Origin of the sequence: Mesorhizobium metallidurans STM 2683 (genome assembly GCF_000350085.1) — a bacterium.
GTDB lineage: Bacteria > Pseudomonadota > Alphaproteobacteria > Rhizobiales > Rhizobiaceae > Mesorhizobium > Mesorhizobium metallidurans.
Map to the genome: position 1 here is coordinate 1 of NZ_CAUM01000062.1, position 22,960 is coordinate 22,960.

The 22,960-nt window shown below is 64.1% G+C and carries 22 protein-coding genes and 1 pseudogene; 10 read left to right on the plus strand and 13 right to left on the minus strand.

Annotated features, from left to right (window positions below):
- The first annotated feature begins 53 nt into the window (after nt 1-53).
- Entirely contained in the window at nt 54-806 is a 753-nt protein-coding gene (locus MESS2_RS10900) for an SDR family NAD(P)-dependent oxidoreductase (RefSeq protein WP_008874268.1), read from the plus strand.
- A 20-nt stretch (nt 807-826) separates the two neighbouring features.
- Here MESS2_RS10900 and MESS2_RS10905 read toward each other — a convergent pair whose 3' ends face one another.
- Nucleotides 827-1,747: a zinc-binding dehydrogenase gene (locus tag MESS2_RS10905; protein ID WP_008874269.1), complete on the minus strand. Its 921-nt coding sequence runs from the start codon at nt 1,745-1,747 to the stop codon at nt 827-829.
- A gap of 219 nt (nt 1,748-1,966) precedes the next feature.
- Between MESS2_RS10905 and MESS2_RS10910 the strand changes: the two genes are divergently transcribed.
- Nucleotides 1,967-2,776, plus strand: coding sequence for an AraC family transcriptional regulator (locus tag MESS2_RS10910; protein ID WP_008874270.1), 810 nt, complete (start codon nt 1,967-1,969; stop codon nt 2,774-2,776).
- A 19-nt stretch (nt 2,777-2,795) separates the two neighbouring features.
- Here the strand turns inward: MESS2_RS10910 and MESS2_RS10915 are convergent, their stop codons facing one another.
- Both MESS2_RS10915 and MESS2_RS10920 read right to left on the minus strand, forming a co-directional pair.
- Nucleotides 2,796-4,568, minus strand: coding sequence for a cation:proton antiporter domain-containing protein (locus tag MESS2_RS10915; protein ID WP_008874271.1), 1,773 nt, complete (start codon nt 4,566-4,568; stop codon nt 2,796-2,798).
- Nucleotides 4,569-4,806: 238 nt separating this feature from the next.
- On the minus strand, nt 4,807-5,256 hold the full coding sequence (locus MESS2_RS10920) for a baeRF12 domain-containing protein (RefSeq protein ID WP_008874272.1): 450 nt from the start codon (nt 5,254-5,256) through the stop codon (nt 4,807-4,809).
- 385 nt (nt 5,257-5,641) lie between these two features.
- Here MESS2_RS10920 and cysG point away from each other — a divergent pair, with 385 nt between their 5' ends.
- The 6 genes from cysG to MESS2_RS10950 all read left to right on the plus strand — a co-directional run bounded on the left by cysG (nt 5,642) and on the right by MESS2_RS10950 (nt 11,370).
- Nucleotides 5,642-7,093: a siroheme synthase CysG gene (cysG, locus tag MESS2_RS10925; protein WP_008874273.1), complete on the plus strand. Its 1,452-nt coding sequence runs from the start codon at nt 5,642-5,644 to the stop codon at nt 7,091-7,093.
- Nucleotides 7,090-7,383, plus strand: a complete 294-nt coding sequence (locus MESS2_RS10930) for a DUF2849 domain-containing protein (protein ID WP_008874274.1) — start codon at nt 7,090-7,092, stop codon at nt 7,381-7,383. The genes cysG and MESS2_RS10930 overlap by 4 nt, the downstream gene beginning before the upstream one ends.
- Before the next feature lie 50 nt (nt 7,384-7,433).
- Entirely contained in the window at nt 7,434-9,104 is a 1,671-nt protein-coding gene (locus MESS2_RS10935) for a nitrite/sulfite reductase (RefSeq protein WP_008874275.1), read from the plus strand.
- Nucleotides 9,079-9,843 carry a phosphoadenylyl-sulfate reductase gene (locus tag MESS2_RS10940; RefSeq protein WP_008874276.1) on the plus strand — a complete coding sequence of 255 codons (765 nt, stop codon included), beginning with the start codon at nt 9,079-9,081 and terminating at the stop codon, nt 9,841-9,843. The genes MESS2_RS10935 and MESS2_RS10940 overlap by 26 nt, the downstream gene beginning before the upstream one ends.
- A gap of 235 nt (nt 9,844-10,078) precedes the next feature.
- Entirely contained in the window at nt 10,079-10,609 is a 531-nt protein-coding gene (locus tag MESS2_RS10945; RefSeq protein WP_008874277.1) for a DUF934 domain-containing protein, read from the plus strand.
- 140 nt (nt 10,610-10,749) lie between these two features.
- Nucleotides 10,750-11,370, plus strand: a complete 621-nt coding sequence (locus MESS2_RS10950; RefSeq protein ID WP_008874278.1) for a DJ-1/PfpI family protein — start codon at nt 10,750-10,752, stop codon at nt 11,368-11,370.
- Between the two features lie 49 nt (nt 11,371-11,419).
- On the opposite strand, the gene MESS2_RS10955 is transcribed toward MESS2_RS10950, so the two are convergent.
- Nucleotides 11,420-12,442 carry a fatty acid desaturase gene (locus MESS2_RS10955; RefSeq protein ID WP_008874279.1) on the minus strand — a complete coding sequence of 341 codons (1,023 nt, stop codon included), beginning with the start codon at nt 12,440-12,442 and terminating at the stop codon, nt 11,420-11,422.
- Between the two features lie 125 nt (nt 12,443-12,567).
- On the minus strand, nt 12,568-12,786 hold the full coding sequence (locus MESS2_RS10960; protein WP_008874280.1) for a hypothetical protein: 219 nt from the start codon (nt 12,784-12,786) through the stop codon (nt 12,568-12,570).
- A gap of 237 nt (nt 12,787-13,023) precedes the next feature.
- Between MESS2_RS10960 and grpE the strand changes: the two genes are divergently transcribed.
- Complete coding sequence (grpE, locus tag MESS2_RS10965) at nt 13,024-13,659, plus strand: nucleotide exchange factor GrpE (RefSeq protein ID WP_008874281.1); 636 nt, start codon at nt 13,024-13,026, stop codon at nt 13,657-13,659.
- 117 nt (nt 13,660-13,776) lie between these two features.
- On the opposite strand, the gene MESS2_RS10970 is transcribed toward grpE, so the two are convergent.
- The gene (locus tag MESS2_RS10970) at nt 13,777-14,283 is read right to left on the minus strand and encodes a quercetin 2,3-dioxygenase (protein WP_008874282.1); all 507 of its coding nucleotides are present in this window, start codon (nt 14,281-14,283) and stop codon (nt 13,777-13,779) included.
- Between the two features lie 24 nt (nt 14,284-14,307).
- Nucleotides 14,308-14,949 (minus strand): TetR/AcrR family transcriptional regulator, encoded by a 642-nt coding sequence (locus tag MESS2_RS30200; protein ID WP_083918463.1) that lies wholly within the window; start codon nt 14,947-14,949, stop codon nt 14,308-14,310.
- Between the two features lie 111 nt (nt 14,950-15,060).
- On the opposite strand from MESS2_RS30200, the pseudogene MESS2_RS10980 reads away from it, so the two are divergent.
- Nucleotides 15,061-15,694 (plus strand): annotated as a pseudogene (locus MESS2_RS10980) (trimeric intracellular cation channel family protein).
- A 93-nt stretch (nt 15,695-15,787) separates the two neighbouring features.
- On the opposite strand, the gene olsB reads toward MESS2_RS10980, so the two are convergent.
- The 6 genes from olsB to MESS2_RS11010 form a co-directional block, all read right to left on the minus strand.
- Nucleotides 15,788-16,663, minus strand: a complete 876-nt coding sequence (gene olsB, locus MESS2_RS10985) for a l-ornithine N(alpha)-acyltransferase (protein WP_040592686.1) — start codon at nt 16,661-16,663, stop codon at nt 15,788-15,790.
- Between the two features lie 265 nt (nt 16,664-16,928).
- Complete coding sequence (locus MESS2_RS10990; protein WP_008874286.1) at nt 16,929-19,217, minus strand: PAS domain-containing hybrid sensor histidine kinase/response regulator; 2,289 nt, start codon at nt 19,215-19,217, stop codon at nt 16,929-16,931.
- Nucleotides 19,218-19,327: 110 nt separating this feature from the next.
- The gene (gene acuI, locus MESS2_RS10995) at nt 19,328-20,317 is read right to left on the minus strand and encodes an acrylyl-CoA reductase (NADPH) (protein WP_008874287.1); all 990 of its coding nucleotides are present in this window, start codon (nt 20,315-20,317) and stop codon (nt 19,328-19,330) included.
- Between the two features lie 53 nt (nt 20,318-20,370).
- Nucleotides 20,371-20,889, minus strand: coding sequence for a signal peptidase II (lspA, locus tag MESS2_RS11000; RefSeq protein WP_008874288.1), 519 nt, complete (start codon nt 20,887-20,889; stop codon nt 20,371-20,373).
- 65 nt (nt 20,890-20,954) lie between these two features.
- Nucleotides 20,955-21,800 (minus strand): TrmH family RNA methyltransferase, encoded by an 846-nt coding sequence (locus MESS2_RS11005; protein ID WP_008874289.1) that lies wholly within the window; start codon nt 21,798-21,800, stop codon nt 20,955-20,957.
- Entirely contained in the window at nt 21,801-22,847 is a 1,047-nt protein-coding gene (locus MESS2_RS11010; protein WP_008874290.1) for an RsmD family RNA methyltransferase, read from the minus strand. It lies immediately after the preceding gene.
- Between the last annotated feature and the right edge of the window lie 113 nt (nt 22,848-22,960).

Here is a 22,960-nt window from a genome sequence, read left to right on the forward strand (position 1 = left end):
GAGCATGCTTTGTGCGTCCAAGCGGATGCACGTCGCTCTAGAGAGATAGCGACATGGCCGAGACCGACACCAGAAAGACGATCGTGCTGACCGGCGCCAGCCGCGGCATCGGCCATGCCACGGTCAAGCGCTTTTCACGCGAAGGCTGGCGTGTCATCACCTGCTCACGCCAGGCATTCGCCGAGGATTGCCCGTGGCCGGCCGGCCCGGAAGACCATATCAAGGTTGATCTCGCCGACCAGGAAGATGTCGGCATCGCGATCTCGGAAATTCGCCACCGCCTGGAGGCGCATGGCGGTCAGTTGCATGCGCTGGTCAACAATGCCGGCATCTCGCCCAAGCTCAAGGACGGCAACAGCCGTATGAACTCGATCGACACGCCGATGCATGTCTGGCGCGACGTGTTCCAGGTCAATTTCTTCGCGCCGATCATGCTGGCGCGCGGGCTGTTCAAGGAATTGGCGGCGGCCAAGGGTTCGATCGTCAACGTCACCTCGATCGCCGGCACCCGCGTGCACCCGTTTGCCGGCACGGCCTATGCGACATCGAAGGCGGCACTTGGCTCGCTGACCCGCGAAATGGCGCATGATTTCGGCCCGCACGGCATCCGCGTCAATGCGATCGCGCCGGGCGAGATCGACACGGCGATCCTGTCGCCAGGAACGGACAAGATCGTCGAGACGATTCCGCTGCGACGGCTTGGCACCACGGCGGAGGTCGCCGACATCATCTTCTTCCTGTGCTCGCAGCAGGCATCCTACGTGACGGGCTCGGAAATCCACATCAATGGCGGCCAGCACGTGTGAGACTTCCGGCTAAGGTTTGCTCACCCGGTCATGGTGAGAACAGCCTTGCCGCTGATGCTGCGCCCTCGCAGTGCGTCCAGGGCTTGGTTGATGTCCGTCCACGGCACGGTCAGGGCCACGCGGGTTTCCAGCCGGCCAGCCGCGACCAGAGCGAGCAGCGCCGCGATGTCCGCGCCAATGCTCGGCCCAGAGGCATAGTAAGCGAAAGTCTGAAGCCTCGCCCCCTCGTGACCCGGAACGAACTGGCGGAATCCAACTGATGTGAGTTCGCCGCTGCTCGAGCCGAACATGACGACGGTGCCGCCAGGTGCGACCCGTTCGATCGCGTGTGCGAGGCTTTGGCCGCCGACTGACTCGGTGATCAGCGAAAACGGCCCCTCGGCCAGCTCCATCGACTCGACGACTTGCTCGGCTCCCAGGCCGCGGAGATCCTCGGCATGCCGGGCGGCGGCGATCGCGGTCACCGACGCGCCCTGCTGGCGGGCGATCTGGACCTGGAACCGGCCGACCGCACCGCTTGCGCCGGTGATCAGGACCTGCTGGCCGGCCAGGTCGCCGCCATGGCGCAAAGTCCTTAGCGCCGTCGTGCCCGCGACCGGAAGCGTGGCTGCGGAAACGAAGCTCACGTCATCCGGCAGGGCGGCGAAACGGTCGGTTGAAACGGCGACACGTTCGGCCCAGCCGGCCTGGTCGACCAAAGCCACAACCCGGGCGCCCACGGCGGGCCCGGAGCCATCGGCGGCTGCCCGTTCGACAACCCCGACGATGTCCTGGCCGGGTATCCAGCCGTTCGGACGTATGGTGAGCAGGCGCAGTTCGCCGCGGTTCAACGAGGTTGCGTGGACCGAAACAAGCGCTTCGTTCGGGGCCGCTTGAGGCTCGGCGAGTTCCGCGATCCTCAGTCCGGCCGCGCTATCGGAAGAGATGACGAGGGCGAGCATGGTTCATACCTCACTGCCGCGCGGTGGACGCACAGCTCTTCGGGCAGTTGTGTGCCCGGATCTTGCCGGTTCGACTGTGGAGCGTCGGCGGCCGCTGGCCGAAGAAAAGCTCGCCAGCTCCGCACGCTCCAGAGTTGCTCATTCACAAGCGGAACCTATCGATTTTCCTCTTCGAATAATCTAGATATTAAAGCATTCGATCGCTAAAAACGGTCAATCATGAGACAGCCGCTCCGTTACCCCTGGTTCAATCTCGATGTGGATGATCCTTCCGCGCCGGCGATTGCCGTGCGCGTTGACGTCCCCGAGACCAGAGCGGAGGTACCCGCCCATCGGCACCGCAAAGGCCAACTCGTCTTCGCGCTGGGAGGCGGCGTCACATGCCGCGTCCCAAGCGGCCTGTGGATGGTACCGCCTCATTGTGGGGTCTGGATTCCCGGCGACATGGAGCACAGCAATGTTGCGACCGCCAATGCCCGGATTTTCTTCGTCTACGTTGAGCCGGGTGCCGCCGATCTGCCGTGCCGATGCTGCACACTTTCGATCTCGCCGCTGCTGCGCGAACTGATCATCGAGCTGTCCGACGGCGAGCAGGATGATGAGGCGAGGGACGGGCTTTTGATCAGGACGCTGCTCACCGAACTGCCTCGCATGCCTGTCCAGCGGCTGCATCTGCCGATTTCAGTCGAGCCACGCTTGAGGAGGATCGCCGAAGCGTTGGCGCAAGACCCTGCCGACCGCAGCACACTGGCGGAGTGGGCCAATCGCGTTGCGCTCAGCGAGAGCAGCCTCGCCCGCCTCGTGGTAAAGGAGACAGGGCTGAGCTTCGGGCGCTGGCGCCAGCAATTGCACTTGATCGTCGCAATTCGAGAACTGGCCTCCGGTGCCAGCGTCCAGCAGGTCTCGGGCGATCTCGGCTATGGTTCGGTCACGGCCTTCATCACCATGTTCAAGAAGGCGCTTGGGAAGCCGCCGGCAAAATACCTTGGCAGTATCACTCAAAATGGCGGCTCTGCATTCGTGGCGTGATCAATCATGCAGTATCGGCTCAGGCAGTGGATGGTTCAGCAGCCTCCGGCTTCTGGCCAAGCACCTCTTCCACAATGCCACGCGCGATCTCGCGCTCGCCCATGATCACCGTATCGGCGCCAAGCCCCTTGAGATGCTCGATCTCGGCATCGGAATGGGCGCGCGCGATGACGCTGATGCCGGGGTTGGCGGCTCGTGCGCGCAGCACGATCTGTCCGGCCTCGAAGGCATTGGGGATGGCCAGGATCAGCCGCTTGGCGGCCTCCGGATTGGCGGCGGCGAAGACGCTGGCATTGGCTGCATTGCCGGCGACGGTTTCAATGCCGTCCGCCTTGAGCCTGGCCAGCGTCTTGTCGGCATCCTCGATGACGAGGAAGGGCAGGGCGGCCTCCTTGAGCGCTGCGCCGACGAGGCTGCCGACCCGGCCATAGCCGATCAGGATGGCGTGGCCGGCGAGCGCTGTCCTGGGCGGCGGACCATCCTCCGTCTCCGGCACCGAAGCCACCTGGCCGGGCTGCGTCGCCGGGCCGATCGGCTTTGCCTCGACTGGTGGCGATGCCTTGGCAGAGCGCGCCTCCAGCCATGGCTTCATCCAGTCGAGGGCGAGGAACATCAGCGGGTTGAGGAGGATCGACAGGATGGCGCCGGCCAGAATGAGGTCGCGGCCCTGTTCGGGCAACAGCTTCAGGCCGACGCCGAGCTCGACCAGGATGAAGGAGAATTCGCCGATCTGGGCGAGGCTGGCCGAGATCATCAGCGCCGTGGCGAGCGGATAGCGGAAGGCAACGACGATGACGAAGGCGGCCAGCGATTTGCCAATGACGATGATGGCCAGCGTCGCCAGGATCGGCAAACCGTTGTCGATCAGGCTGAACGGGTCGAACAGCATGCCGACCGAGACGAAGAACAGCACGGAGAAGGCGTCGCGCAGCGGCAGCGATTCCTCGGCCGCCCGGTGGCTGAGTTCGGACTCGCTCATGATCATGCCGGCGAAGAAAGCGCCCAGCGCCAGCGACACGCCGAACAGCTTGGCGGCGCCGAAGGCGACGCCAAGCGCGATCGCCAGCACCGCCAGCCGGAACAGTTCGCGCGACCCGGTATGGGCGACGTAGTGCAGGATCCAGGGAATGAGCCGGCGGCCGACCACCAGCATGACCGCGACGAAAGCGATGACCTTGGCCAGCGTGATCCCGACGACGCCCCATATGCCGTAACTCGCCGGCAGCGACAGCAGGCTCGAGTGGGTGTCGACCTGCTGCTGACCGCCAAGCACGCCGGCCAGCGCCGGCAAAAGCACCAGCGCCAGCACCATGGCCAGATCCTCGACGATCAGCCAGCCGACGGCGATGCGGCCGCGTTCGGTCTCGATCACCCGCCGCTCCTGCAAGGCGCGCAACAGCACCACGGTCGAGGCGACTGAAAGGGCCAGGCCGAAGACCAGTCCGGCGCCCATCGACCAGCCGAGCAGCCAGGCGAGGCCGGCGCCAAGCGCCGTCGCGAAGCCGATCTGCACGATGGCGCCGGGTACGGCGATGGCGCGGACCGACAACAGGTCCTTCAGCGAGAAATGCAGGCCGACGCCAAACATCAGGAGGATGACGCCGATCTCGGCCAGTTCGTTGGCCAGGCCGGCATCGGCGACGAAGCCCGGCGTGTTCGGCCCGACCAGAACGCCGGCGACGAGGTAGCCGACCAGCGGCGGGATGCGGAAGCGGTTGGCGAGAGCGCCGAAGACGAATGCCAGCCCCAGACCGGCGACGATGGTGGCGATAAGGGGCGTGTCTTGCGGCATGTCTATGGAGCGCCTTTCAGAAATCGCGATGTCGGATATGCGCCGCCCGAAGCCGCCGCCTTTGCAATATGGGGGCAGGGCCCGCCATGAGGCAACCCGCAACGCCATGAAATCGACGGCAGGGACGGCGGAAGACGGAGAGCCGAGAGCATTAGCTCGCGCTCGGCCACTGTGGCAGCGTGCGCCGGGCTGTTGGCGGGTCGATGCGGAAAAGACGGTCGCGCTGCTGGATAACCAGTCAGGCTGCCTGCAGCAGGGCCTCGATGTCGACTATGGTGTGGTTGGTCAGGGTTTTCGGTATTTCCGCTGCTATCTTTTCGGCAACCTCCTTGTGCAGTTTCCTGCGCATCTCGCCCAGCACCTGCGGCGGCGCGATCAGCACGATCTCCTTGAACGTGCCGCGATGGGCGAGCTTGTAGAGCCGCTCTGCAATCTCATCGGCGAAACGTTCCTTGCCGAGACGGTGCCAATCCGTGTCCTCGACCGCGCTGCGGTGGACGGAAGGCCCGTCATTGTAGCGACCGGGCCGGTCGCTGCCTTGATCGCGGCTGGCGGGATTGTCCTGCTCCATTTCCTGTACCACCTGGAGGTTCGGATAGAGCGTGTCGCCCTCGTTGCGAAGAAACAGCGCTTTCTCGCCATCGGCCACCACGATCCACAGACCATGTTTCAGCTTGAGATTGTCCATGGAGCGCTCCTTTTTGCTGGTTTCATTCCCGGCTTCCAGGCTCATCGCTGGGGCCATTGCGGCAGTCAAACGGCCAAGCTCGGGGTTCGCAAGGAAAACGCACGCCGAGGCGGTAATGTTCCGGCGGCGACTTTAATCTACTAGATTGATAGAATTTAGAAAAATCTGTTTTGTGGCGCGCGCCGCTTGCCGCTAAAAGAGCCGCAGATCAAGGCCCGCGCCAGCGGCTTCAATCCGCCAGGAATGGCGATGTGGAATATTTTTCTCCTGGCTGCTACGCTTGCGGAAAAGCGATTGCCTCGCGCAAAGCGATGCGCGAGAGCGTTCCTTCTGCTTTTTCGCGCTCGCGCGTAGAACTGACCGCGTATTCAGGATTTTGTCCGCAATGCCGCAAGCCACGCCCAAGCTCAATGCCTTCCCGGTCTTCCTGCGGGTCGAGGGCGAAGCCGTGGCCATCATTGGCGGCGGCGAGCAGGCGCTGGCCAAGGCGCGGCTGATCGGCCAGTCGAGCGCAGCACTGCGTATCGTCGCCGACGCCCCCGAGGCCGAGTTGCTGTCCTTCATCATTACCACTGGCGCGACCCACATCGCCGCTGCTTATGATGCCGTGCATCTCGAAGGCGCGGTGATGGTGTTTGCCGCCAGCGGTAACGAGGCGCTCGACCGCCGCGTTGCCGAGGATGCCCGCCGGCTGGGCATTCCGGTCAATGCCGTCGACCGGCCGGAATTGTGCGATTTCTTCACCCCGGCGCTGGTCAACCGCGCGCCGGTCGCCATCGCCATCGGCACCGAAGGCGCGGGCCCGGTGCTTGCCCAGATGCTGCGCGGCCGCATCGACCGCATGCTGTCGCCGTCGCTCGGCCCGCTTGCCGCACTTGCCGCTTCCTTCCGTGGCGCCGCTGAGAAACTGCTGCCGAAGGGCAATGCCCGCCGCCGCTTCTGGAGCGATTTCTTCGGCGGCGCGCCGGCCCGTGCCATGGAGGCAGGCGAGCCTGCGCAGGCGCATGATGCCGCCGTCGACCTGCTTGCCTCGAACGCACCGGTCTCCGGCCATATCGCCTTGGTTGGGGCTGGCCCCGGCGCTGAAGATCTTCTCACGCTGCGTGCCCATCGTCTGCTGATGGAAGCCGACTTCATCGTCCATGACGCGCTGGTGCCGGAGGCGATCGTCGCCATGGGCCGGCGCGACGCCGAGCGCCTGCCGGTGGGCAAGCGCAAGGGTTGCCACACCAAGAGCCAGGCCGAGATCAACGCGCTGCTGATCGAACTCGGCCGCGACGGCAAACGCGTCGTGCGGCTGAAATCCGGCGATCCGCTGGTGTTCGGCCGGGCGGGCGAGGAAATGGCGGCACTTCGCGATGCAGGCATCGCCTATGAGGTCGTTCCCGGTGTTACCGCGGCGTTTGCCGCCGCCGCCGATTTCGAACTGCCGCTGACGCTGCGCGGCGTGTCGTCGTCGATGGTGTTCACGACTGGCCACGACCTCAAGGGCAATTCGCTGCCCGACTGGGCCAAGCTTGCGATTTCCGGCGCCACGGTCGCCGTCTATATGGGCCGCTCGGTCGCGGCCGAGGTTGCCGGCCGGCTGATCGAGGCCGGCCTGTCGCCGGACACGGCGGTCGCCGTGGTCGAGAATGCCAGCCTTGCCAACCGCCGCCGCTTCCACGGCACGCTCGCCGATCTGCCTTCGCTGGAGGCGCGCGCCGACCTCTCAGGACCGGTGATGACCATTATTGGCGATGCGGTCGCCGGCGCCAATTTTGAACGTTCCGAGCCGCTTGCGGCACACAGGCATGAAGGCGCTGCTCAAGCTGCCGCCGAGGGAGTTGAACAGTGAAGGTTCTGACTGCAAACCGCCTCACCGACGGCATCGCCGTCTGGTATGCCGATGGCGGCTGGGCCGACATTGTCGACAATGCCGAGATCGCGCATGACAAGGCGACCGAGGACCGGCTGGAGGCGATCGGCGCGGCGGCCTATGCCGGCAACGAAGTGGTCGACGTCAACCTGATCGACGTGAGCGTCGTCGATGGCGTCGTCGAGCCGGTGCGGCTGCGCGAGAAGATCCGCGCCGCTGGCCCCACCATCCGCCACGATCTGGGCAAGCAGGCTGCCCGCGCGGCTTAAAGCAACAAGACAGATGGAACACGGGCGGACGCGCCCGGAAAGACCAGACTATGTACCGTTACGATGAGTTCGATCATGACTTCGTCCAGGCCCGCGTCGCCGAGTTCAGCGACCAGGTCCAGCGCCGGCTGGCCGGCGAGATCACCGAGGACCAGTTCCGGCCGCTGAGGCTGATGAACGGCGTCTACCTGCAGCTGCATGCCTATATGCTGCGCATCGCGGTGCCTTATGGCACGCTGAACAGCAAGCAGCTGCGCATGCTCGGCCATATCGCCCGCAAGTACGACAAGGGCTACGGCCATTTCACCACGCGCCAGAACATCCAGTTCAACTGGCCGGCGCTGTCGGACATTCCGGCGATCCTGGCCGATCTGGCCAGCGTCGAGATGCACGCCATCCAGACCAGCGGCAACTGCATCCGCAATGTCACCGCCGATCATTTCGCCGGTGCCGCCGCGGATGAGGTCGCCGATCCGCGCCCCTATGCCGAGATCCTGCGGCAATGGTCGTCCGTGCATCCGGAATTCTCGTTCCTGCCGCGCAAATTCAAGATCGCGGTAACCGGTGCGGAGCGCGACCGCGCCGCTATCCAGACGCATGACATCGGCCTGCATTTGAAGAGGAACGCGGCGGGCGAGCTCGGCTTTGCCGTCTATATCGGCGGCGGCCAGGGCCGTACGCCGATGGTGGCCAAGAAGATCCGCGACTTCCTGCCCGAGGCGGACCTGTTGTCCTACTGCACGGCGATCCTGCGCGTTTACAACCTCTATGGCCGCCGCGACAACAAATACAAGGCGCGCATCAAGATCCTCGTCCACGAGACCGGCGTCGAGGAGATCACGCGCCAGGTCGAGGCCGAATGGCAGGAGTTGAAGGACGCCGAGCTGAAGCTGCCGGAAGCCGATATCCGCGCGATCGATGCCTATTTCGCGCCGCCTCAGCTCAGCGATCGGCCGGAAGGCGACGAGACGGTCAAGCTCGCCCGGCTCGATTCGAAGCGCTTTTCGGATTGGCTCGACCAGAATGTGGTGACCCATCGCCATCCCGACTATGCCGCGATGACGATTTCGCTCAAGGGCATCGGCGAGGTGCCAGGCGACGCGTCGGACAGCCAGATGGAAGCGGTCGCCGACATCGCCGAGAAATACGCTTTCGACGAGCTGCGCGTCAGCCATGAGCAGAACCTGATTCTGCCGCATGTCGCGCGCGCCGACCTCAAGGCGGTCTATGATGCGCTGGTCGATATCGGCCTGGCGACGGCCAATTCCAACCTGATATCAGACATCATCTCGTGCCCCGGCCTCGACTATTGCGCGCTGGCAACGGCGCGCTCGATTCCGATAGCGCAGGAAATCTCGCGCCGCTTCGCCTCGCTGGAGCGGCAGCGCGAAATCGGCGAGTTGAAGCTGAAGATATCCGGCTGCATCAATGCCTGCGGCCATCACCATGTCGGCCATATCGGCATTCTCGGCGTCGAGAAGAAAGGCGCCGAGCTCTATCAGGTCACGCTTGGCGGCTCGGCCGACGAGAACACCTCGGTCGGCGAGATCATCGGCCGCGGCTTCAGTTCGGAAGAGATCACCGACGCCATCGAGCAGATCGTCGAGACCTATCTCGGCCTTCGGCTCGATCCGCAGGAAAAATTCATCGACGCCTACCGCCGTGTCGGTCCCGCGCCGTTCAAGGAGGCGCTCTATGCTGGCGAAGCCAAGGCCGCTTGACCGTATCGTCGAAGTCGAGGCCGGTGTCGCCGCCGAGGCGGCGGGGTTCGACGCGCTCTACGGTCACCTGAACCCGCTCAAGATCATCGAGCGGTCGGCGAGGGAACTCTTTCATGGCGAAATCGCCGCCGTTTCGTCCTTCGGCGCCGATTCGGCCGTGCTGCTGCACATGATCGCCGAGATCGACCGCACCTTGCCGGTCATCTTCCTCGATACCGGCAAGCATTTCGAGGAAACGCTCGGCTATCGCGACGCTTTGGCCGCCGATTTCGGGCTGACCGATATCAGGGTAATCACGCCCGATGAAGCGGCACTGGGACGCATCGATCCGACCGGCAATCTGAACGAGACCGACACCGACGCCTGCTGCGATGTGCGCAAGGTCGAGCCGCTGGCGCGGGGCGTCGAGCCGTTCCGTGCCTGGTTCACCGGACGCAAGCGCTTCCAGGCCTCGACGCGGGCAGCGCTTCCGGTGTTCGAGGCGGTCGGCTCGCGCATCCGCATCAACCCGCTGGCGCACTGGACGACGTCGGACCAGGCCGCCTACATGCGCGCGCATGCGCTGCGCGAAAACCCGCTGGTCGCCTATGGCTATCTGTCGATCGGATGCTTCCCGTGCACGCAGCCGGTACAGCCGGGCGAGGACGCGCGCAGCGGCCGCTGGGCCGGGCATGCCAAGACCGAGTGCGGCATCCATCTGTCGGGGCTGGAAAAGTCGCTGACCGACGCATCTCTCTAGGGTATGCTGATATTCAGGCGATGCCGGCCTGCAGACGGCGGCTTCCTGTGCTTCCGGCCTTCGCCGGCCGAAGCATTCATGATAGTGACGAAGGAGTTAAGGCTACGGTCGGCATAGGCCGGTGCTCACGTACTATAGTACGCTCTGCTTCGGTTCTCTGAAGCCACCATTCTCGGCTCGGCCTGACCTGAATCTCAACGCACCCTAGGATTCTTCTGGGCTTTAGGAATTTTTGATGACCGAACCGACACCGGAGACCCGCCTTTGGACCCCGCAAGGTTTCCGGGAAGACGAGTGGATCCATGCCGAAAGTGCGGACGCGCTCGCCGGCAACGGCCGTTTCATCCTGCCGCTGCAGGCGTTCCTTGGGCTGGACCCGGAGGTGCGCCTCTCGGCGAAGGAGCGCCTCGGCGTCGAGCTCCAACCTGGCGATCAGCTCGAAAAGATTGCCGGCCTGCTCGACCAGCTCTCGCTGGTGGCGCTGGCCTTCCCGGCGTTCAATGACGGCCGTTCGTTCTCCAAGGGAGAACTGCTGCGCAACCGCTACCATTTCGAGGGCGCGGTCCGCGCCACCGGGCAGGTATTGGTCGACCAGCTGCCGCACATGCTGCGCCTTGGCTTTGACGAATTCGAAGTATCCAACCCGGTGCTGTTGAAACGGCTCGAGCAAGGCCGCACCGGCGGACTTTCGCTGTACTACCAGCCGACCGCGAAGCCAGAGGCCAGAGGTCCCAAATATTCCTGGCGGCGGGAGCGCGCCGGCTGATCGGACCCCGCCCACGATTTCGCCTGATCTGGTCGGACCAATTCGCAGATTCAGTCTTTTATTTTCCATATCCGCGCCGTAGGATAGGCCTATTATTTCGTGCTCCGAAATAAATGTGGCCACCAAGGGAGGAACCGGGAATGGCTGGGAAGAAGATATTGATGCTCGTTGGCGAGTTCAGCGAGGAATACGAGATTTTCGTCTTTGAGCAGGCCATGCATGCGGTCGGCCATACGGTCCATGTCGTTTGTCCCGACAAGAAGGCGGGCGACATACTGAAGACGTCGCTGCACGACTTCGAGGGTCACCAGACCTATACGGAAAAGCTCGGCCACGACTACATCCTCAACAAGACTTTTGCCGAGGTGAACCCGGCCGACTACGACGCCGTCTATGCAGCCGGTGGACGTGGTCCGGAATATATCCGCATCGACAAGCGCGTGCAGGCGCTGGTGCGGCATTTCCACGAGACCGGCAAGCCGATCTTCACCATCTGCCACGGTGTGCAGATATTGATCGCGGTGGACGGCGTGGTCCGCGGCCGCGAGGTCGCGGCGCTCCAGTATTGCGAGCCGGAAGTCACGCTGGCCGGCGGCATCTATATCGACGTCGCGCCGACCGGCGCCCATGTCGACGGCAATCTGGTGTCGGCCAAGGGCTGGCCGGGCCTGGCGGCATTCATGCGCGAATGCCTGAAGGTTCTCGGCACCGAAATCCGCGACGGCAAGGCGCTGATGCGCGACGAGCGCAAGGCGGCCTGAGCAAGGTTTGGAAAAGCCGTCGCACCCTGGTGTGGCGGCTATTGCTGCTCTACGCAGCCATGCGCGCTTCGCGGAACGACACCAGTTTCCTGCGGCTCTCGTCCCACAGCGCGAGCTTCACGCAGCGCAGGCTGTCGAGAAGCGTGACGCGGCCGATTTCGCGCAGTTCCGGATAGTCCCTGAGAACCTCCGGAAGCCGGTAGCATGGCACTTTGGCGGAGAGGTGATGGACGTGATGGACGCCGATATTTCCGGTGAACCAGTTCAGCACCGGCGGCAGGTCATAATAGGACGAGCCGTGCAGCGCCGCATGCTGGAATTCCCATTCGGAATCCTTTGCCCACTCCGTCTCCTCGAACTGGTGCTGGACGTAGAACAGCCAGATGCCGGCCGAGCCGGCGAGGATGACGATCGGCAGATGCACCACCAGGAAGGCGCCGAGGCCGACGAACCAGATGAGGACGGCGGCGATGAACGCGATAGCGGCGTTGGTGGCCATGGATGACACCCACGGTGTCAGTCCGCTGCGCATCATGCCGACCGGCAGCCTCTGCTCGAAGATGAAAAGCCAAATCGGGCCGAGGCCGAACATGACCAGCGGGTGGCGATAGAGACGATAGGAAAACCGGCCCCGCCAGGACATCTGTCGGTATTCGGCCACGGTCAGCGTCTTGATGTCGCCCATGCCGCGCTCGTCGAGATTGCCGGCTGTGGCGTGATGGGTTGCGTGGGCGCGCCGCCAGCAGTCATAAGGGGTCAGCGTCAACACGCCGAGGCCGCGGCCGATCCAGTCGTCGGCGTAGCGATTGGCGAAGAAGGAGCCGTGGCCGCAATCGTGCTGGATCATGAAGATCCGCACCAGAAAGCCGGCCGCCGGAAGGATGAGGATCAGACCCCACCAATGGCCATAGGAATAGGCAGCCGAGGACAGTGCCCATAGCGTGGCGAAGGGGATCAGGGTGATGGCAAGTTCAACGGCGCTGCGCCGCCTGTCGGGCTTCTTGTAGCGCGCCAGAATCTTCAACCAGGCACGCTTGCTGTTGGCCACAGCTTCGGGGGAAATCATGTTCATCAGAAAGCATAGGCGGCACGTGACGCTGCCGCAAGACACAGATCACGCAAAATTACTGTGCGTAATTGTCGCGCGACGCCCACAGACCGGTTGCGAGGCTGAAAGCGCCGCAACACCTATGGCATCTACCGAGGGCGTCGGCTGACGGTCACGCTGCTTTCGATGCCGTCCAGGCGGTCAAGCAGCTCCTTGAAACGATCGGGAATGTCGAGCTCGGTGCGGAATGCCGGCAGGGTTCGCAGAAAGCGCGTCGTGGCCTCCGTACCGAACTGGCGTCTGATATCGGCGTCGAGCCCCTCGCGTCTTTCGCTCTTGTTGCGGGCGGCGTTGTTGCGGGTCGTCATCTCAAAATCCTGTGTCGGCTTCGAAACTCCCCCGGCACGGGAATGGTTCCCGTATCGCAGCATCGTCGCAAGCAAATCCGCCGGTTAGAGTAAAATTTGAATTAAATCGAAAGTCCGTGCTGCTTGCGGACAAATTGCTGCCGGCGGCGTACAGTATCGCTTGCCCCTTGATTTTTGGCCGCCAAACCTCGATATCGGGCACAAAATCCATACCATTCGAGATGACGGGAAACGGCGATGAGCGACCAGGCAAAAGACGAACGCGCGCCCGAGGATATCGAGGCGATCGAGGCCGCCGCCGAGCGCACGGAAGGCAGCGTCGACGGGGACTATGAAGCGCTTCTGCGGCTGATGAAGGAAAATGAAGATTTGAAGGACCGCGCGCTCCGCGCCGCGGCCGAGATGGAGAATCTTCGCCGCCGCACCGCACGCGACGTCCACGACGCCCGTGCCTACGCGGTGGCCAATTTCGCCCGCGACATGCTGTCGGTGTCGGACAATCTGCGCCGGGCGCTGGATGCCATTCCGGCCGAGGCGGCGGCGTCTGGCGATGCCGGCTTCAAGGCGCTGATCGAGGGCGTCGAGATCACCGAGCGCGCCATGCTGTCGGCGCTGGAGCGGCACGGGGTGAAGAAGCTCGAGCCGGAAGGCGAGAAGTTCGACCCGAATTTCCACCAGGCGATGTTCGAGGTGCCCAATCCGGCAGTGCCGGCCAACACCGTGGTCCAGGTCGTGCAGCCCGGCTATTCGATCGGCGAGCGGGTGCTGCGGCCGGCCATGGTCGGCGTCGCCAAGGGCGGTCCCAAGCATGTGGCTGGTGAAGCCCCGGTCGAGCCCGGCCCGGTCAATGAGCAGGCTGAGAAGGATGCGTGATCAGGGGAGTAGTGCGCCATCCGGCAGGCACCACCAAAGGCTAAGGCATGATCGTTCCCGAAACCTGTCCGGCGTCAGGGACGACCGATAGTACGCTGCCACTTGCAGTGCATGTCCTCAGCCAAGCAGTTCACAACCATAGTGCCTGACCACGTCGGGAAATGTCTCCATGTCCGGCATTCCTTCGCCGTCCGGAGGGATGCGCCTGTCGTCGGCAGGCACACTGGTCGCCCTCAAAAGCTCTTCGAACCCACCGGGCGTGAAGAGGAACAGCATCCGGGCCGGTCCACGCTTGACCGTATAGCGGTGCGGCACATCGCGTGGCCCAAAGAGAAACGAACCGGGTCCAGCCATGATCGTCCTGCCGCCGATCTCGAACTCGATCTCGCCTTCCATCACCAGGAATGACTCGTCCTCGCGATGATGGACGTGCAGCGGCGCCTCGCCTTCGTTCTCGATCACTTCGACTAGCGTGAACCGGCCCGCCGTCTGGGTTGCTGAAGCCTTGATCACCGCCAGCGAACCAAGCCACCAGCGCGCCTCTCCTTCCAAGGCGTGACTGCAAAAGGCGCGGGGGGTTGCCCCAGCTTCACCACCAGTGAGTTCAACGATATTCGTGTTCATGACTTCCTCCTTCGCTATCTGGCCTTAGCCTTTGTCTGCCTCCGGTATTGTGTTCGTCAGTACGTGCTCCGCCGGCCTTTCCTTAAGCCAGCATAGCGCCATTCCCGTTGCCGTTTCGGCGGCTAGATCCATTGTCATCCCGCGTATCCGCATCGCGTTGAACGTCGGAAAGTCGAACAGGAAGCTGATTGCCTGCGCGGCATCATCGCCGGGATCGTCCTCCACCAACGCCTCTCGCACGAATCCGGCCACCATGTTCCGCAGGTAGTCTTCCCATTCCCGCATGGCCGGAAGCTCCCGCTCGCGCAGGTCACTTTCGAGATGCCGTCCGCCACGGTGGTAGAAGGCGAACAACTCGTTCGCGACCCGGCGCAACCGTTCTTCAGAATCCCTCGCCCCGCCGATTATCTCCGTCACTGATTCGGGCGATGGCGGCCGCAGGCGCTCCATCAGCAATTCGCCGCACGCGGGCACTAGCTGGTCCAGCGTAGGAAAATGCTTGTAGACGGTGCCAACGGCGACATCGGCTTCCGTAGCGATGTCCTTCCAAGTCGTGCCGAAGATGCCGTTCCGGGCGTGCAGCTTGATCGTCGCGTCGAGAATGCGCTGCCTCGTCTTGGCGAAGGTGGCAGTCCGGGAATCCATGTTGTAGCGGCGAGGGGACATATTCGTCCATTAAATTGAATGAACTATTCAATCATTTAATTGACATGAAGTCAATCCAGTTTCGCGGGGAGCCACTCGCTATTCCCGACGCGCTATTTCATTATTCACCCCATGAACCCGATCGAGCTTCTCGACTATGCCGGCGTCACCGTCTTCGCGGCGACGGGGGCGCTTGCCGCCTCGCGCAAGCAGCTCGATATCATCGGTTTTCTGTTCCTGGCCAGCGTCACCGGTATCGGCGGCGGCACGTTTCGTGACATCATCCTCAATCTGCCGGTCTTCTGGATCGCCAACTCCGGCTATGTGATGATCTGCGCGGTGGTGGCGATGTTTGTCTTCTTCGCGGCGCACCGTCTCGAATCCCGCTGGAAATTACTGCTCTGGCTCGACGCCGTCGGCCTTGCCGCGTTTTCGGTGATGGGCGCCGCCAAGGGCCTGGCCATCACCGGCTCGCCGGTGGTCGCCGTCGTCACCGGCGTGCTCACCGCAACGTTCGGCGGGATATTGCGCGACATGCTGGCCGGCGAGCCGTCGGTTGCTCCTGAGACCAGAAATCTATGTCACCGCCGCCCTCGCGGGCGCCACCCTGTTTACAACAGGCGATCTCGCCGGACTGCCGCCGCTCGCATCGGGCCTGGCGGGCTTCGCCGCGGCATTCCTGGTGCGTGGCGGCGCACTCAAATTCGGCTGGGCCTTTCCATCCTACAAAAGCCGCCCTGGCCGGCGGCCGGAAGACATTCCGTGAAATGAGAGCGAGTAGCGAATAGCGAATAGGAGCAACAATCCGCAGCGAGTTGGCGGAACTCCCGCTACCCGCTACTCCCTATTCGCTGGAATCTCACGCGGCGAAACGCTGCGCTTCCCCGCCATAGTAGTTGACGTAGCGGGCGCCGATCTCCTTGACCGGCATCACCACGAAGACGTCGACCGTCGAGAATTCGCGGTCGATGACGCAGCCGTCGCCGATGCGCGCGCCGACGCGCAGATAGCCCTTGACCAGCGGCGGCATCGCCGCGATCGCGGCCTTGGCGTTGACCGCCTCGATCGGCATCAAATCCATGGAGCAGTAGCGCCCGGCGACCGCGCGCACGTCCCAGGCCGAGTTCGTCCGGCAGTGATGGGCGAGATAGGTCAGCGCTTCGGCATGCGCCGCCGGCACGGTGCCGTGGAACGAGGCGCAACCGGTCATCACGCCGATCCCATAGTGGTTGATATAGGCCCAGATGCCTTGCCACAGCGCCTCGATGGTGCGCTTCGAGCGGTATTCCGGCAAAACGCAGGAGCGGCCGAGTTCGAGGAAGCGCTGGCCGGGATGGCGGGCGATGAGCTTGGTCAGCTCGAATTCGCCCTCGGAATAGAAGCCACCGGCGGCGGCCGCGATCTCCTGGCGCAGCAAGCGGTAGGTGCCGACGATGCGGCGGTGCTCGGGACCGGACCGCGAGGTGTCGAAGACGAGCAGATGGTCGCAGAGCGGGTCGAAGCGGTCGGCATCGCGCCGGTCCTGCACCTGGAACAGGTCCTTCCTGGCGCCGAGTTCGTCATAGAATACCCGGTAGCGCACCTCCTGGGCCGCGGCGATCTCAGCCTCGTTGCGGGCGAGCCGCACTTCGAGGTCGCCGATGCGGCCGAGAGATGCGCCTTTAATGACGGCATCGACGTTCCGCCCGACAAGCATGGCGCTGCTGGCGTTCGGCCGAGTGTCACATTCCGGCATAACTGTATGCACGAGTGATTCTCCTTCGAGCCATCCCTCTTGGCACGGGGATACGGTGTAGGTGCAACAGGATTGTGACAGTACCGTGATACGGGGGCGCGGGCAATACTTCGTCGGCTGGCTATCGCACGACCGGGAAGCCGAAATCGGTTTCCGGGGAAAGGATCATTTGAAAAAGTCACGGTCTTGGCGCGTCCAATAGACGTGCTACGCTCCAATGCTCTCAACCGGCTGAGGGGGAGGGGCGCACTGCGCTCCGGAGAGGTCAGGCGGCCACCTGGCCCTCGACGGCATGGACGAGCGCGTCGGGATCGAGCGGCTTGGTGACGAAGCCGCTGGCGCCATGGGCAAGCACGGCGTGGCGGGTTTTTTCCTGACTGTCCGCCGACAGCACCATGATCGGAACCGGCGGCGCGGCGGTTTCCTCCTCATGGCGGCGGATGGCGGCGATGGCGTCCAGCCCATCCATGACGGGCATGTGCAGGTCCATCAGCACCACGTCGAAGCGATGCTTGTGGCCGGTGCCGATGACGGCCTCGACGGCCGCCTTGCCGTTGCCGACCACTTTCACCCGATGCCCGGCCTTCAAAAGCGTGGCGCGGGCAAGCATGGCATTGATGTCGTTGTCCTCCGCGATCAGCACGGACAGGCCGTGCTGGCGGCTGCCGAGGGTGCGCACCGATGGCGCGCCACGCTTTTCCGCCTCCGGCTGGGCGAACGCCGGCGCGTGGCTGGTCAAAAGCACGCGCAGCAGCGTCTCGCCGCGCACCGGCCGTGCCAGGAAGGTGGCGTAGCCGTTGGCGCGGAACTCGCCAAGCATGCCGCGGTCCGTCGGCGCGATCAGCGTGATCGCCTCGCAATCGACAAAGCCGCTCTGGCGAAGACGCTTGAGCAGCCTGCCGTCACTTTCTTCCATGGCCGCGTCGACCAGCAGCACGTCGCAGCTGCCGGCGAAGGCTGCGGCCTGGGCAGCGGTCGCGGCCAGATCGACCTTGCCGCCATTGGCGCGGATGGTGCGGGCGATGGCATCGGCCTCGATGGCATTCTTCGACAGGATCACCGCGCGCCGGCCCGACAGCGCATCCTGGCGGTTCTGAGGCGCCTCGGTGGCCGATACCGCGGGGATTTCAAAGATGAATTCCGAGCCCTGGCCGAGCTGGCTCGACACCGAAATCGCGCCGCCCATGGCGGTCACAAGGCGCTTGGAGATGGCAAGGCCGAGGCCCGCGCCGCCATGCGCGCGAGTCGAGGTGCCATCAGCCTGTTCGAATTCCTCGAAGATGCGCTCCAGGTCGTCCTCGTGCAGGCCGGGACCGGTGTCGGTTATGGTGAAGCGTATGCGGTCGGTGGTTTCGGTGCGGGTGCGGGCGACGGTCACCAGCACGCCGCCGCTGTCGGTGAACTTGATGGCGTTGCCGATGAGATTGAGCAGCACCTGCCGGACCCTTCCCGGATCGGCTGAGATCATCTGCGGCACGTCGGGTTCGACATGGCAGCCAAGGCCGATATTCCTGGCGAAGGCCCGCGCAGCCAGGAGTTCGATGATGTTGTCGGCAATCTCGCGCACGGACATTGGCTGTGGTTCTGGATCGAAGCGGCCGGCCTCGATCTTTGAATAGTCGAGCAGGTCCTCGATCAGAGCCAGCAGGGCGCTGGCCGAGGTGGAGACGGCGCCAACATAGGTCCGCTGTTCGGGCGAGAGATTGGTGTCCGCCAAGAGCTTCGCCATGCCCATGATGCCGTTCATCGGCGTGCGGATCTCATGGCTGACGGTGGCGAGGAAGCGCGATTTGGCCTGGCTTGCATATTCGGCCCGCTCGCGGGCGGTGATGAGCGATGATTCAGCGCGCTTGCGGGCGGTGATGTCGCGGGCGATGGCGCGATGCGACACGGCACCGCTATCCTTGTCGCGCACCGACAGTTCGATCCACGAGAACCAGCGCGAACCACCCGGCGTGCGGATGGCGACGTCGGTGGAACTCAGGCATTCGTGATCGGAAAAGGCGGCATCGGGGACGATGCCGACATCGATGCCGAGTTCGGCCAGCGTCTTGCCGGCAAGCTCGCGCTGGTCGGTTTCGACAAGATCGGCGAAGACCTTGTTGGCATAGACGATGTGGGCGTCACGGTCGCGGTGGACGACGAGATCGCCGAGCGCGTCGATCAACCCGCGAAAGCGTTCCTCGCTCTCCTGCATCTCCCACATGCGGTCGGCCAGCGTTTCGATCTCGGCGCGGCTGCGAGCCGTCGTCTCGTCGAGCAGGGCGACCGTGCGGCGCTGGGTGCGTTTGGCGCGCAGATGCATGGCAATGCCGGCAATGCCGGTCGCCAGGAGGCCAACGGTGACGAAGATCGGCGCCCCCGTCAGATGGGCAAGCCCTGCCATCACGACGATGGCGACGAGCGTCAGGAACGGCAGGCCTTCGCGGCTGGCCCCGGGCAGCTCCGGCGCCAGCGGCGGCGCGGCGACGATCGGCCGCCTTGGCGCCTCGGGGCCGATCCCATTGACGCTCTCGGCACTCTCCGTCTCTTTGATGCCGGGTTCCGCGATCATGCGAAACCTTTGCCAGATAGAGATTATGGAAAATTGTGGCGGATCGTTCGAATTTTAGCGGTCGCGCCGTTTTTGCTTCGCCTCGGCTAAGGATATGAGGCGAAAAGAGGTCACATATCCACCACCACGCGGCCACGGATCTTGCCCTCGACAATGTCATGCGCGGCGCCGACGATGTCGTCGAAACCGATGGTCGAGGAGAGGCTGGCAAGCTTTTGATGGTCGAGATCCGTACCGATGCGGCGCCACGCTTCCATGCGGACCGCCTTTGGCGCCATCACCGAATCGATGCCGAGCAGGCAAACGCCGCGCAGGATGAACGGGGCGACGCTTGCCGGCAGGTCCATGCCGCCGGCCAGGCCGCAGGCGGCGATCGCGCCACCATAGGAGGTCATCGAAAGAACGTTGGCCAGCGTATGGCTGCCGACCGCGTCGACGCCGCCGGCCCAGCGTTCCTTGGCGAGCGGTTTTGCCGGCTGGGCAAGCTCGTCGCGCGAAATCACCTCCGCGGCGCCGAGGTCGATCAGATAGGGGCTTTCGGCGTTGCGGCCGGTCGAGGCAATGACGTGATAGCCAAGACTGGACAGGATCGAGACGGCGACCGAGCCGACACCGCCGGCGGCCCCCGTCACCACCACCGGGCCGCGATCGGGCACGATGCCGTGCCGCTCCAGCGCGATGACGCAGAGCATGGCCGTATAGCCGGCGGTGCCTACCGCCATGGCATCATGCGGGCTCATGCCGTCGGGCAACGGCACCAGCCAGTTGCCCTTGACGCGGGCGCGCCCGGCATAGGCGCCGAAATGCGTTTCGCCGACGCCCCAGCCGTTCAATATGACCTTGTCACCCTTGCGCCAGCCGGCATGGGAAGACGAGATGACGGTGCCGGCAAAGTCGATGCCCGGCACTAGCGGCCAGCGGCGGATCACCGGCGCCTTGCCGGTTATGGCAAGCCCATCCTTGTAGTTCACCGTCGTCGCCTCGACGGCGACGGTGACATCGCCTTCCATCAGGTCCGCTTCGGTCAGGTCGGTCACGGCGACCGATTGTTTCTTTTCGGCGTCGCGCGAGACGAGGATGGCTTTGAAGGTTTCGGACATTTTTTCTCCTCGGGCTTTCGAATGTGTGGCGGCAGGTGGGTGAGGTCAACCGTCTAGGTGTCAGGATCTTGGGCGTCCGGGTCTCGAGGCCGGGCTTCGCGTCGCCAGCCGACGAGTTCGTCGAAGACGACCAAAACCGCACCCGTCGAGATGAAGACATCGGCAAGGTTGAAGACGGCGAAGGACCAGACCGGCGTGTGGAACAATAAGTAGTCGATGACATGGCCCTGGACGGCGCGGTCGAGCAGATTGCCGAGCGCGCCGCCGATGATCAGCGCAAAGCCGATGCGGGCAAGCGAATGACCTGGCGGCGTGCGCGCGGCTAGATAAAGCACGAAACCAACGACCAGAACGGCGATAACGACGAGGCCGGTGTCGCCGAACGACGAGAGCATCGAGAAGGCGATGCCGGTGTTGTAGGTGCGGTAAAGCGCCAGGAACGGCACAAGATCGAGCTTTTCCTGAAAGGGCAGGCCAGTCTCGACCAGATGCTTCACCCACTGGTCAGTTGCTACTGCCGCAATGACCAGCAGCGCATAGGGGGACCATGAGCTGACCCACAGGGATTTCACGATTTTGTGCCCTCTTGCTTGACCATGATCTTGTTCGAAAACCGGACGCTTTTCGGGATCATGGTCTAGTCCGGCTCCAGCTTCAGCGCGCCGCGCCGGATCTCGAACAGCATCACGCCGGTCGCCACCGCGAGGTTGAGCGAATCGGCGCGGCCGGCCTGCGGGATCCTGAGCAGCCTGTCGCAGCTTTCGGCGAGGTTTTCTGGCAGGCCCTGCTGCTCGTTGCCCATCACCAGCAGCACCGGACCTTTGGAAAAATCGACCGAGCGGTAGTCGACCGCGCCCTGCAGATGCGTGCCGGCGACGAGACCCTGAAAGCCCTTTCGCCAGGCGAGGAAGGCGTCCGGCGTGGCCTTGGCGACCGGCACGGCGAAGATCGAGCCCATGGTGGCGCGCACTGTCTCGACCGAAAAAGGGTCGGTGGTTTCGCCGACCAGGATAACGCCCCTGGCGCCGACCGCATCGACGGTGCGGATGACGGTGCCAAGATTGCCGGGGTCGCGCACCCGGTCGAGCGCCACCCAGACATCGCCATCCCTGGCGCGGATCTCCTTCAGCGGCAGGATCTTTTGTGAGAAGACGCCGACCACCATCTGCGGGTTGTCGCGGCGGGTGATGGCGACAAGCACCTTTTCCGAAACTTCGAGCACGGTGCCGCCGGCGGCAACAGTGCGTGCCGCTGCCTTTTCGACCGCCGCATTGCCGCGTCCGGCCTTGGCGAAAACCAGCGTCCTGATCTGCCAGCCGAGATCGAGCGCATCGATGACCAGCTTCAAGCCCTCGGCCATGAAGGCATTTTGCTGGTCGCGGAATTTCTTGAGCGCCAGCGCCTTGATGTCCTTGATCAGCGGGTTGGCGAGGCTGGTGACCTCTTTCACCTGGCCTGGCGCGCCTGCGTGCCGCTCGCTCATTCAAGCCACCCAGCGCGAGAACAGCGAGGTCGACAGCGCCCGGCCGGCGGATTGTTCGCGGATGATCAGTTCGCCGGATTCGACTGTACCGCCCATGCCGGCGAAAGTGTCGCGCATCAGGGCATGGATGGCGAAGAAGGAGGCGCGGATCGAATAGGCGGTCAGCACCACGGCCAGCGGCCTTGGCGTCAGGATCGAGCGGCAAAGGTCGGTCAAAGCAGGAAGATCCTCGAACAGCTGCCAGACCTCGCCCTTGGGGCCGCGGCCATAGGCCGGCGGGTCGAACAGGACGATGTCGTAGCGGCTGCCGCGGCGTTCCTCGCGTTCGGCGAATTTCACAGCGTCGTCAACGATCCAGCGGATCGGCTTTCGCGACAGGCCGGCCATCTCCTGGTTCTCGCGGGCCCAGCCGATAGCCTTCTTGGACGCATCGACATGGGTGACCTCGGCGCCGGCGCGGGCCGCCACCAGCGAGGCAAGTCCGGTATAGCCGAACAGGTTAAGCACCTTGACGGGCCGTTTCGCCGCCGCGATCAGCCCGGCCATGTGGTCCCAATGCGAGGCCTGTTCGGGAAAGACGCCGACATGGCGAAACGAGGTGAAACGGCCGAGATAGTCGATGCCGTCGTGCTTCATCGGCCAGGTCTCGCCGAGCGGCGTCCTTGGGAAGCGCCAGCGGCCGATGCCTTCCTCGTCGGTATCGCCGGTGAAAATGGCGTCGGCACGCTCCCAGTCCCTCGCCGGCAACGCCTTTTGCCAGATCGCCTGGCCCTCGGGCCGCACGATGCGGTAGGGGCCGTATTGTTCGAGCTTTTGCCCGGCGCCGCTGTCGAGCAGCGCATAGTCGGCGTTTGGCGCCACTTCGAGGATTACCGGAAGACGTTCGGCGGGCAGGGCGCCGTCGCGGCGGGCAAGCGCGCGCGGCGCGGATTTGGGTTCCGGCCGGTTGTCCGGTGCGGTGCTGGTCCCGCGCAGCGGCTGGTCGGCACTGGCTTTCACGGGCTGGCGCGGACTGTTGTCGCGGTTTCGGTCGCGAAAGGATTTCAAGAACTGTCTCCGGAACGGCAGGCCGCTTTTGACATAGGGCCATTGGCTTCGCAACCAAATGGTCCGATATGCCGGTCCAGCAATAGGGCAGCATGGGAGTAAAGGAGTAGGTA